This is a genomic window from Prosthecobacter sp. (assembly GCF_029946185.1).
GTDB lineage: Bacteria > Verrucomicrobiota > Verrucomicrobiia > Verrucomicrobiales > Verrucomicrobiaceae > Prosthecobacter.
In genome coordinates, this window is the sequence record NZ_JAQSEA010000194.1 from 10,999 (window position 1) to 21,720 (window position 10,722).

The 10,722-nt window shown below is 61.5% G+C and carries 9 protein-coding genes; 8 read left to right on the forward strand and 1 reads right to left on the reverse strand.

Features of this window, described 5'->3' with window-relative positions:
- Nucleotides 1-9 precede the first annotated feature (9 nt).
- The 7 genes from PSV43_RS16680 to PSV43_RS16710 all read left to right on the forward strand — a co-directional run bounded on the left by PSV43_RS16680 (nucleotide 10) and on the right by PSV43_RS16710 (nucleotide 8,844).
- Nucleotides 10-417 carry a hypothetical protein gene (locus tag PSV43_RS16680; RefSeq protein ID WP_300199809.1) on the forward strand — a complete coding sequence of 136 codons (408 nt, stop codon included), beginning with the start codon at nucleotides 10-12 and terminating at the stop codon, nucleotides 415-417.
- 168 nt (nucleotides 418-585) lie between these two features.
- Nucleotides 586-1,149 (forward strand): hypothetical protein, encoded by a 564-nt coding sequence (locus PSV43_RS16685; protein ID WP_300199812.1) that lies wholly within the window; start codon nucleotides 586-588, stop codon nucleotides 1,147-1,149.
- Nucleotides 1,150-1,635: 486 nt separating this feature from the next.
- The gene (locus PSV43_RS16690; RefSeq protein WP_300199815.1) at nucleotides 1,636-2,760 is read left to right on the forward strand and encodes a helix-turn-helix domain-containing protein; all 1,125 of its coding nucleotides are present in this window, start codon (nucleotides 1,636-1,638) and stop codon (nucleotides 2,758-2,760) included.
- A 281-nt stretch (nucleotides 2,761-3,041) separates the two neighbouring features.
- Nucleotides 3,042-3,689: a hypothetical protein gene (locus tag PSV43_RS16695; protein WP_300199818.1), complete on the forward strand. Its 648-nt coding sequence runs from the start codon at nucleotides 3,042-3,044 to the stop codon at nucleotides 3,687-3,689.
- 124 nt (nucleotides 3,690-3,813) lie between these two features.
- Nucleotides 3,814-6,912 carry an N-6 DNA methylase gene (locus PSV43_RS16700; RefSeq protein ID WP_300199821.1) on the forward strand — a complete coding sequence of 1,033 codons (3,099 nt, stop codon included), beginning with the start codon at nucleotides 3,814-3,816 and terminating at the stop codon, nucleotides 6,910-6,912.
- 3 nt (nucleotides 6,913-6,915) lie between these two features.
- A complete protein-coding gene (locus tag PSV43_RS16705; RefSeq protein WP_300199824.1) occupies nucleotides 6,916-7,641 on the forward strand; it encodes a hypothetical protein in 726 nt (241 codons plus the stop codon).
- A 636-nt stretch (nucleotides 7,642-8,277) separates the two neighbouring features.
- The gene (locus PSV43_RS16710) at nucleotides 8,278-8,844 is read left to right on the forward strand and encodes a hypothetical protein (protein ID WP_300199826.1); all 567 of its coding nucleotides are present in this window, start codon (nucleotides 8,278-8,280) and stop codon (nucleotides 8,842-8,844) included.
- Between the two features lie 123 nt (nucleotides 8,845-8,967).
- On the opposite strand, the gene PSV43_RS16715 is transcribed toward PSV43_RS16710, so the two are convergent.
- Nucleotides 8,968-9,399, reverse strand: a complete 432-nt coding sequence (locus PSV43_RS16715) for a hypothetical protein (protein ID WP_300199829.1) — start codon at nucleotides 9,397-9,399, stop codon at nucleotides 8,968-8,970.
- Between the two features lie 308 nt (nucleotides 9,400-9,707).
- Between PSV43_RS16715 and PSV43_RS16720 the strand changes: the two genes are divergently transcribed.
- Nucleotides 9,708-10,505, forward strand: coding sequence for a hypothetical protein (locus PSV43_RS16720; protein ID WP_300199832.1), 798 nt, complete (start codon nucleotides 9,708-9,710; stop codon nucleotides 10,503-10,505).
- Nucleotides 10,506-10,722 lie beyond the last annotated feature (217 nt).

The following is a 10,722-nucleotide window of genomic DNA, read 5'->3' on the forward strand; positions in this document are numbered from 1 at the left end:
ACACAACCCATGAAAACACACGACATCGACACTCTCATTCACGAGATCAAACCGGACGGTCACGGCAGCAATCCGCTGGCGACGGAGCTGCACCGGCTGGCCTGCGCGCTGCAGGAGCAGACGGACAAGGTGCATGCGGCGCTGGACACCGTGCGCAATCCCAAGTTCAAGGGCGATGTGGCAGGCGAACTGGCCGCGTGGCCGGGCCATTTTCCATTGGAGTTGGATCACTCGGAGGACTGCCTCAATGACATCCTCGTGCGCGGCCAGTCGGTGAGCGAGCACCTGGCCGCCGGCCTGTGGGAGGAGGCGGAGGCGTATGTGCAGGAGCGCTTCAGCGCGGAGATCAGCGAGAGCACCCGCCGCGTCATCGCCCGCATGGACGCAGCGGATCTGCGCAGCGCCCGCGCGGCCTGAGGTTTGTCCTGCCATGGTATCTTCTCGTTTTTAATACCATGTTTTAAAGATACGAACGCCGATGCAGGGCAAGCGCTCCGCAAGGCGGCAGGATCGAGGACGAGTCCGAGTAGGAGGACGAATCCCCTCCCCATATCCCCATCTGATTGTCTCCCCTTCCCCACACCCATGATCTCCTTCACTGACGTGCTCCATGACCTGGTCCGCCGCGGCCTGACGCTGCGGATTGACCAGGCGGGCAATTTGTTCATCTACGATCCGCAGCACACGGGGCATGAAGGTGCCGCAAAAGCTGAAACACCAGCGGCTTCGAAAGATCACGTACCCGCCAATACCGCTCGCCACACAAATGGGGGCAGGATGCAAACTCGTGACCCATTACCTGATGGCGATGGTGGGATGTCTGCGCGCCACGCAGCGGCGCTTGCTGCCCGGTGCCGCATGCCGGTGCCTCCAGCGGCCGGTGGCCCTGCGCCACAGCCGCCGGGGCCGCAGTGGCGGGGCATCACGTGGCGGGATGTGCCGGGGCATGACGAGTCCGTCCAAAAACTGAACTTCGCCCTGCTGAAGCGCGGCATGCTGCGCGGCCACAAGTGCTGCCGCTCCCTGGAGGGCGCGGCGCTCAAAGACAGGCTGCAGGAACTCAGCCAGCGCAATCGCGAAAACAGCCAGGTGTGCAAGGAAAACGCCCGGCTGCGCCACCAGTCCAACCCACGCCCCAAGCCGCCATGAAGACTGCGTTGAATCATCGCCAGAGGACTGGCCGCAACGAGGCGCAAGCAGAACCGGAAGCCCGGAGCGCGCCGGGTGCTGCCCGCCCTGCCGCGCCTATGTCTCGGTTTGCCATTCCGGCTGCGCACCGCGCTGCGTTTTGGCACCTCACGCCCACGCGGGTGACGGCTCGCGGAGTTCGCTTCGCGGCTTCGCCGCAGACTGCGCACACGCCGCCTGGCAAAACGGGACTGCCCCGTGTGCTTCACGATGCCGGGTCGCCAATACGTGCTCAGGGAAAAACCTTCAGGAACAGCGCCACCCACCCAGACTCACGATGATTTCTTCACTGAATGACGATCCGCACGCGTCACACGCGGACGACCTGCTGCGGACTAAAGTCCGCGCTCCTGCGGGCGCTGCCCGCACGCTGCTGCGGTCTCCTGACCGCAGCCTAATGCCAGTAAACACCATGCACTGCTACTTTCCACTACCCGACGCCTTTCCATGAGCCTGCGCATGATCGAAAACATCAAACGCCTGCGCGTGACGCCCACGCAGAAGCTGGTGCTGTTCTGCCTGGCGGACTGCCACAATGGCGAAACGGGCCGCTGCGATCCTTCCTACGCGCACATCATGCAGATCACCGGGCTGTCGAACCGTGCCGTGGCCACGGCGCTGCATGCGCTGCGTGACGTGCGCGTGCTGCAGTTTGACAGCCGCAATGGCTGGCGCACGAGCTACCAGATCACCCCGCAGGGCCTGGCGGCTGGATTGCCTGCTGCGCTGCCCGCTTCGGCATCGCCGTCACCTTCACCCGTGGCGTCGGTGGGCGCAGCGACCGCTGCTGGCGATGCACCTGCCGCACTGGTAGCGATGAACGTCGTTCACAGGTCGGACCCTGCCATCTGTGAAGGTGCTGCCCCCCTTCGTGAACGTGCTTCACCGCCCCCTGTGAACGTGCTTCACAGCCTGGACTGCGCCATCTGTGAACCTGCTGCCGCCTCCTGTGAACGTGGTTCACTGCTCCCTGTGAACGTGCTTCACTGCCCTGATGTGGGCTCAAGTGAACCTGCTGCGCAAAGCTGTGAACGTGGTTCACCGTCACCTGTGAAGGAGGTTCACATAAACCGGAAGGTATCGGAAGGAACCGGAAGTACGGGCGGCAGGCCGCCGAGGACTGACTCACTCTCCGAAGTTGCACCTTCGGCTGCGGCTGCCACGCCGCCGCAAAACCTGAAGCCACGCCGTGAGGACTGGCGTGACTGGCACCGGCAGCAGGCCAGGAGGGCCAATGCGGTGAGCGCCCCGCTGCTCTCCCCGCCTGAGTTTGCGGAGTCGTGGACGCGCTATCGCGACTACCGCACCCGCCGAGCCACGGAGGCCCGCATTTCCTCGGAGGCCGTGGCCTGGACGCTGGATGCCGCCGAGGCCGCCCTGCGCCTGTGTGAACGCCACGCCACCACCCACGGCTGGCCCGCTGTGGCCGCGCAGGTGGATGCCGCCATCCACGCCCGCTGGCAGGGCCTGCATTTTCAAACCACGAACTCTTACCCCTCCAAACCCCATGCCAACTCCCGGCCCACCCCTGCGAGAAGCGACAGCGCGAATGCGCCAGGGAGGTATGCGTGAAACTGATACCAGCAACTGCCAGCGGCTCGATGCTCGGTGCTCGGTGCTCGGTGCTCGGTGCTCGGTGCTCGGTGCTCGGTGCTCGTGGCTCGCGGCCCTTTCGGCCTGCGCATCCCACTTGATCGAGGACGAGGACGATTCACACAACACCCGCATCCAGCACCCCACCCGCTGCATGCTTTCGACACGCAATGATCGAGTTCGAGTCAAAGGGCGAAAAAGCCCCCGCACCGCCCCCACTTTAAACTTTAAACCTTCCACTTTAAACCTCCCCCGCCCCCATGCAAACAACCGCCCAACTCCTGCGCGCAGCGGCCGCGCCCACGCTCCCGCCCGCGACGCCTGAAGAGGCTGTGGCAGGGCTGCACCCGCACGTGGCGGCGTGGCCCTGGCGGTTTGAGGTTTATCACCCCGGCCTGCGCGAGGTGCTGCCGGCGGTGCAGGCTTTTTGCAGCGCGGTGATCCGCAGAGAGCAGCCGCGTCGGTGGGTGTCGCTGCTGGGTCCCTCCGGTGTGGGAAAGACGCATGTGCTGAAGCAAGCGCTCGCTTGCCTGCAGTCCGCCGCCGCACGCGGTCACTGGAAAATCCCCACGACGACCGGCCATCGCGGCCCGCAAGTGGCCCACCTCATCCCCGCCGTGGATCTGGAAGACTTCCGCGCCGCCCGCGATTACGCCAAGTACGACGTCATCTACATCGAAGACATCGGCAGCGGCGCCGCCCTGGACAAAGGCGCCGGAGCCGTCACCCGCAACCGCATCGCCGAACTCCTCCAGCTCCGCTCCGGCAAATGGACCCTGCTGGATGCCAACCTCTACCGAGGCGAGATCGAGAAGCAACTGGATGGCCGCATCGCGTCACGCCTGAAGCGCGACGGCAGCTGGTGCGTGGAGGTACCAGGCGAGGTGCCGGATTTCTGGGATCGGTAGTGGGGATTTACCCATGTTTTTCCTGCCTTTTTCCTGACCTCATGACGCGCTCTAAAAGCAACCGCTCAGTGGAAGCGACTTGAATATAACAGCCCCCTCTCTCCTGTCCATGCACCCAGTACCCATGCCCGCCCTCCGCCGAGTCAACAAGACAGCCGCTGAACTCCCCAACTACGGCATTGATAGCCGCAGCAAGGGTGTGCGCTGGTTTGGTGACAAGGCGACGCCGGAGTTGATCGATTATCTGGATTTGATCGAGCCGCAAGGGCCACTGGCAGCGCGATTGATCAAACCGGATGGCGTGGTGGAAAATCAGGAGCGCCCTTTGCTCTTCTTCGTCAATGAGGGCCGCTTGGCGACGGTGCCGAAGGAGAAAGAGCAGCAGCTTCAAGACCTGCGGCGTTCTCTCGCGTGTCGTGGTGACCGGGCGTATCTGGCGATCATCCGGCCAGGCACGCTTGAGGTCATCCCGGTCAGTCTGAAAGACAGAACAGCGGAGTGGAAGCTCTACACGGCTGGCACCACGGAGGCTCTCACCTTTTTCTCGCGGCTGGCTCTAGGGCGGTGTGAGGAGATGCCCTCCGGCGGCGAGGTGGATTATCTGTTCAAAGAAATCTTCACGTTGGTGGATGGTGTCGCAACCAAACTGGCAGGACTCCACATCGAGAGAGCGGACATTATTTCGCTGGTGGGGCGCGTGCTGTTTTTCAGGTTTCTGCGAGACCGTGGCATCATCAAGGAGGAGGAGGACACAAAGAAGATAGCGCCCAAAGCGACTGCCCTGGACGACTGCTTTGCCAATGCGGCCAATACGGCGGCGACCTGCCGCTGGCTGGACAAGACTTTTAATGGTGACTTCCTGGCATTGACTGACAACGGGAACTTGGAGTTCTTCGAGGCGAAAGGAACAAGCACGGGGAAGAAGTTGTTTCATCACCTGACCCAGATGCTGAGGGGGGAGGAGGCTACCGCTGGGGAGGCGTATCAGGGGCGGTTCAATTTCGTCAGCGCTAAGTTTAGCTGGGGGCACCTTGATTTTGCGCATATCCCCATCGGTCTGCTGAGTCAGGTCTATGAAAAGCTGTCCTGGAAATGGGATCATGCGCAGTCCAAGGAAACGAGCGTACACTACACGCCGCGAAATATCGCTGCGACGCTGGTGGGTGAGGCCTTTGACGGCCTGCCAAATGCACATGCTGCACGGGTGCTGGATCCGGCGTGTGGTGCCTCGATTTTTTTAGTGATCGCGTTCCGCCATCTCTACCGGGAGCTGTGGAAGCATAAGGGGCAACGGCCCGACACAGACGCCATCCGCAGTATTCTGGAAAACCAGTTGGTGGGCTTCGACATCAGCGACTCGGCGCTGAAGCTCTCCGCGCTGAGCCTGTACCTCACGGCGATCGAGCTTGATCCCGACCCGGCACCACCGGAGAAGCTGCAATTCAAAGCCTTGCGCAAAGGCCACAGCGCCATGCTCTTTGACTGGCGGAAGGAAGATGACAAGGAAAAAGGCCCGGTCATCGGCAGCATTGGCAAGCATGTGGGCAAGCGCTTTGATAGGAGCTTCCATTTAGTCCTCTGCAATCCGCCGTGGACGAACATCGGCTCCGACTACTCCGACCTTTCTGCGGAGCTTGATCAAGTGAGCCGGGAGATCGTAACGAGTCTGGATGTTGAGATTGGCACGACCTACCAGAACCCTGACAGCGTGCCCGATCTGCCGTTTATCTGGCGGTCCATGCAGTGGTGCAAGGCCGATGGACGCATCGCCATGGCGCTACCTGCACGCACGCTGTTCAAACAAGGGCCGATGGCGGTCGCGACGCGCAAGGCCCTGTTCAGTCTGCTTGAGGTCAGTGGCATCATCAATGGTTCGAATCTCCGCGACTCCAAGGTGTGGCCTGAGATGGATCAGTCGTTCATGCTGCTCTTTGCCCGGAACCGCCGCCCGAAGCCGCATCACCGGATCCATTTCATCACGCCGCACACCGATCTCAAGGCCAACGCGCTTGGCGAGATGCGCATCGACTCGAAGTCGGCTCAGCTTGTCGATGTGGAGCAGACGATGGAAGAACCTTGGCTGTGGAAGGCGCTGGCTATCGGGACGGCTTTGGATGTGGAGGTGGTGCGGAAGATCAAGGCGGTGGATTGCAAGACGCTTGGGGACTATTGGAAGAAGGAGCTAGGCTTGGCCTGCTGCAATGGGTATCAGATCAAGGAGGAGCAGGAAGAACAGAAGGATGCCACCAAGCTTCATAAGCTTCCTGATCTCAACTCCACAGACGCATTTCGTTTCAAAGTGGCTGTCTCAGAACTAGACTTGTTCAAGTGGCCAACCCTCTTTAGAACGAGGATTCGGGACAAGAAGCCAGACCCATTGATGGTCTATCGAGGTCCGCTTGCTCTAATCAAAGAATCACCGGGACCTGATCGCGAATTGGGTTGGGCGCTGGTGTGCGACTCGGACTTGGCGTACAACGAGAGTTTTCACGGCTACTCTGCATCAAGCCATCCAAGCGGCCCATTGCTGGTGCGCTACCTCCAGCTTTTTGTTCATAGCAAACTCTGGCCTTACTATGCGCTGCTAACCAGTGGTAAATTCGGCTTTGAACGACCAACTATTGATAAAGCCGACTTGGACAAGTGCCCGTTCTTCCCCTTTGAAAAGCTTGATGATCCGCAGCGCAACGAAGTAAAGGCGCTCTCGAAACGGCTCATTAACGAAGACGCCACCGTCTTTCCTGACATCGACACCTTCTTTGGCAAGCTCTATGGACTGAGCCCATCGGATATCGAAGTGATCGCGGATACTCTGAGGACTTGTGACCCCTATGACAGGGTTGGCGAGCGCGCCAGCGAGATGCCGACCGCTGCCGAGAGGAAGGCGTTCCTTCGCCGGGTCGAGTCGCATGTGCGGCCGCTGTTTAAGGTGCTGGGCAAGCTGCCTGAAATCGCGGTCTGGAAGCCTTCGGAGAAGGTGGAGCATTCCTTTGTCTTCTTCACCTTGACCGCCAAGGGAGCGCCGATGCCTGAACCCGATGAACTCTTTCTGGGTGAACTGCGCAAGCTGGCCGATGAAACAGGGACCACCCGCATCATACATGAGGTGGAGGGCGGTCTGGTCATCGGCATCCTGCGTCAGTACCGCTACTGGACGCCGAGCCGGGCACGGCTGCTGGGTGGTGAGATCATGCGCAACCACCTGAGTGTTTTTGAGGACTGAATCATGGCCTACGGATTCTATCGCGATGAGACGGCTGAACTGCCCCACAAGCCCATCCCGCTCGCGATATATCTGATTGTCGAGGAGGCGCTGCGTGTGGCCTGGCAGCGGCTCAAGGGGCGCACCTTGGCAAATTTTGACATCAAAACTGCCAACGAAGACAAAATCACGCTCGAACTTTACAAGGTGTTTTATGATGAAGTGTTCGACCGTGGATTGGTTGATGGTTTTGACGAGGACCGATTCACGGTAGGCACTCGGGAGTCCAAATTTCCGAACTATGATGGAACGAAGCCAGATTTAATGCCTGACCTCATTGTAGCGATAAAGGGTCGAAGTGATGTTTCACTCCGCACCCAGGACTGGCTCTTCATCGAGTGCAAGCCTGTGGATGCTGATCACACTGTGGGCGTGCATTACGGAGCCAAGGGCATCGCCCGCTTCATCCGAGGTGAGTATGCCTGGGCGATGACGAGCGCCTTGATGGTGGGATATGCCAGCCCAGGCTACACGATTGTCCCTAAGCTGGTCAAAACCCTCGCAATCATCGGTGGCCGTGGCAAAGAATTTGAGGTGCTGCAGGTTCCGAAGCCATGCGGTAAATCAACTGCCACGGCTTTTGCCGAGCGTGTGCATTCCACAAAGCATGGCCGGACTTTCTGCTATGTTGAGAACGGCAAGCATGCGCCACTCATCGAACTGCGTCACTTGTGGCTGACGCGGAACTGAGCCGCTCTCTCCAGACAGCCTAGGCCCCGGGGAAAAGTGCCAGGCATCTGGCGCTGAGTCCGAAAAAAGATGCCAGGCATTTGTCCCCAAGCCTGAGCTGGAGATACGGGGAGAGCTGGCGAGCGCGATGATCGTCCGGGGGAAATTCAACCAACTTGAAATCCGAAAAAAGCAGCCAGGCATGAATGGTACTCGGTTAAGGGCGTTGATCGTGGCTCATTAAGCGCGCTGCGTGAGCACGGCACGCGCGCGGCGAAAGGCCTTACAAACGCTGCTGGTGTGCACGATGTGTGGCGAAGGCGCTGGGTTGGCTTCCCGATCGGGTGCTCGATGACCCAGGGGCACCTCGCTGAGGCTCGGCGGCCCTGGGCTGTAAGACGCAACCCCGTTGGGGTTGAGGCTGACTGATGAAGCCATGCCGCATTCGAACGACTGCTTAACCAAGTGCCATTCGTGCCAGGCATCTTGCTCACAGGGTGCGGCGCACGATTTTGCGGTGGGTGCGGCGTGTGTATAAAAACGAATGCAGACGGGGCGGCGCATGGCATGGGTGGGGGCTGGGCTGTGCTTCGCACGCCGCGCATTCCATGCGGGATGTTCACTCGACTCAAGACCTCCGCTCACTGAAGCCCTCCCATGATTCCGCCAAGCCCCGCAGCGCCCCGTCATTCAACCGTGCAGCAGTTTGAGAGCCTGGGGATGTTTCTTTTTTTCATGGTGGTGCTCGGGTCGCAGTACCTGGCGCATGCGTTGCAAGAGCCGGTGATGCAGCGGTTTGCGCTGCACGGGGGCAGTCCGGCCGATGAGCCGCCGTGGTATTTCATCACACGTGATTTTGCGGAGGGGATCGGCAGCGCGGGGGCCTTGCTGCTGTGCGTGCTGGTGGCGGTGGTGGCGTGGCGGCGGTGGCCGAGCTACGCGGTCATGATGGTGTGGATGTCGCTGATGTTTCATGGGGGAAACATTGGCCGGAGCTTGATCATCTATCAGGCGTGCCCGGGGCTGCTGGATGGCCAGCGCATCACCTCCCGCTGGCTGACGACTCGGAGCTACACGTTCGATCATGACATCGCATGGGCGAGGGCACTGGGGACGGTCAGCGGATTTTTGCTGGCGCTTGTGCTGGCGCTGGTTTCTTACCTTGTGCGGCGCAGGCTTGGGCAGAGGTACGCTCGGCGTGAGATGGAAGGCTCTGCCAAATAACTAGCTGAAGTCTTCACGCAGGTGTGCCGCTGCGCGACTCTCGGGACAGACTTGAGTCAGGATGTGCATCCCGATGCTTGGCGGCGGATGTTTGCGGTGTTTGCGGTGCGGGAGTGAGGGGCTTCACTTCACGGGCTGTGCGGCGGGTGGAGTTTCAGCGGCGGAGGAAGGGAGATCGAGGTGCAGAGGCGGTGCGGCGCTGGGGATGACGAGGTGGGGCGGGACGTTTTGCTGCACGAGGTAGTCGGAGTCTTTGAGCGCGGGGTGTGCTGCGCGATCGGCGGCGGTGACGGGACGCAGGGTGTAGCCGGGCGGCAGCGGCGGAAAGACGAGGGCGGTGATTTCTTGCGGGGTCTTGCCGGGCATGGTGAGGCGCAGCTCGTTCAACTTCACAACGTGGGCGATGGCGACCTTGCCTTCCTGGCTGATGCGCTCTTCATGCTGTTGCAACTGGCGTTCGGCGTGGACTTTGGCGGCCAGGTAAACGAGCGCGGCAGGGACGAGGGTGACGAGCAGGATGAAGAGGAGGGTCGAGCGTGAGGTCGGCTTTTTCATGCGGTGCGGTGGTGGTGGTGCTAGGGATGTGGCGTGTAAGGCGCGACTTGGGGAGTGAGTGCGCTGAGCGTGGCTGGCGGGTGTGGGAGATTGTAAACTGGGAACTGAAAACTGAGAATTGAAAATTGGCGGGAGCAGGGGGCGGTCAGGACATGGGTGGCCCGCCCCCCGCCTGCCCTGACGGCGCAGCGTTTGCGAGTTTTTTAACAAATCGGTTGAAATGACAAAAGTGGGACCCAATCGGTTATGGTATGCCGTGGCATGCGCCTCTGGCTACCAGTTCCTACCACTCATCCACGTTCCAGACCATGACTCTTTCTTCTTCTGCAAAACCCCGCACCGGCAGCGGCGGGAAACGGCGGCGCGCGGCGGGGCCGCAGATCGTGGAGGCGGTGCCGGGGATGGCGGGCGGTGCGCTGGGTGCGGCGGGGCTAACGGACAGGACCTATAGGCCAGATGCGACCTGTGGAGAGGGCGCTGATGCTTTGGCGGATGGCAGCGCAGTCACCACGACTGGGGCTGGCGCTGCGTGTGATGGCGTCGCGGGCGTGGGCGCTGCGCCCTGCGCCAAGGGGGGGGCGGTGTGTGTGGCGGCGGGCTTGCGCCTGTGGCTGGCACGGGCGCGCGCGCTGGGGCTGACGCTGCCGCAGATTGTCTTCGAGCTGCATGTGCGCCAGGGGCTGCCGCTGCTGGCGGTGGCGCAGGTGCTGGGCCTGGGCGTGGAGGCGGTGCGTGAGGTGTGGGGGCAAAGCCGTGCGGCACGCGCGGCGCAGGGGCCGCAGTCGGAGTCGGATTTCGCAACGATCCGCGAGCACATCAGCGCGGCGCTGTGGCAGACGGTGGAGGCGACGTTTCCGGATGTGATGGCGAATGCGGACGATGACGAGGATGCGGACCCGCCTGCTGCTGCGACGCCGCCCATGCTCTCCGTGCGGCTGAAGGCGCTGGATCAGATCGCGAAGCTCTATGACCTGAGCCTGGAGCAGCGCAGCTCGGACTCAGGCCCCCTGCCCTACGCGACGCCGGATGACATCGCGGATGATGTGCGGCTGCGGGTGCTGGAGATGCACCGGCGGGGGGAGTGCGGGGGCTCGCATGGCGAATGAGGATTGAGGGAATGTGGAATCCATGTCGCGTTATTTGGCAAGTATTTGTCCACTGCTCTCCTTTTACTCGCCCCTTTTACTCGTCTCAATTTTGCGCATTCCAGACCCAGCGGCGCGGTAGGATCGAGGACGAGGACGAGTCCCACTGCTCCGACGCTCCACCGCTCCACCGCTCCACCGCTCCACCGCTCCACCGCTCCACCGCTCCACCGCTCCA

Excerpts from the sequence above, each read along its gene's own strand:
- PSV43_RS16710 (WP_300199826.1), top strand. The coding sequence starts at position 8,278 with ATGATTCCGCCAAGCCCCGCAGCGCCCCGTCATTCAACCGTGCAGCAG.
- PSV43_RS16695 (WP_300199818.1), top strand. The coding sequence starts at position 3,042 with ATGCAAACAACCGCCCAACTCCTGCGCGCAGCGGCCGCGCCCACGCTC.
- PSV43_RS16705 (WP_300199824.1), top strand. The coding sequence starts at position 6,916 with ATGGCCTACGGATTCTATCGCGATGAGACGGCTGAACTGCCCCACAAG.
- PSV43_RS16680 (WP_300199809.1), top strand. The coding sequence starts at position 10 with ATGAAAACACACGACATCGACACTCTCATTCACGAGATCAAACCGGAC.
- PSV43_RS16690 (WP_300199815.1), top strand. The coding sequence starts at position 1,636 with ATGAGCCTGCGCATGATCGAAAACATCAAACGCCTGCGCGTGACGCCC.
- PSV43_RS16685 (WP_300199812.1), top strand. The coding sequence starts at position 586 with ATGATCTCCTTCACTGACGTGCTCCATGACCTGGTCCGCCGCGGCCTG.
- PSV43_RS16720 (WP_300199832.1), top strand. The coding sequence starts at position 9,708 with ATGACTCTTTCTTCTTCTGCAAAACCCCGCACCGGCAGCGGCGGGAAA.
- PSV43_RS16700 (WP_300199821.1), top strand. The coding sequence starts at position 3,814 with ATGCCCGCCCTCCGCCGAGTCAACAAGACAGCCGCTGAACTCCCCAAC.
- PSV43_RS16715 (WP_300199829.1), bottom strand. The coding sequence starts at position 9,399 with ATGAAAAAGCCGACCTCACGCTCGACCCTCCTCTTCATCCTGCTCGTC.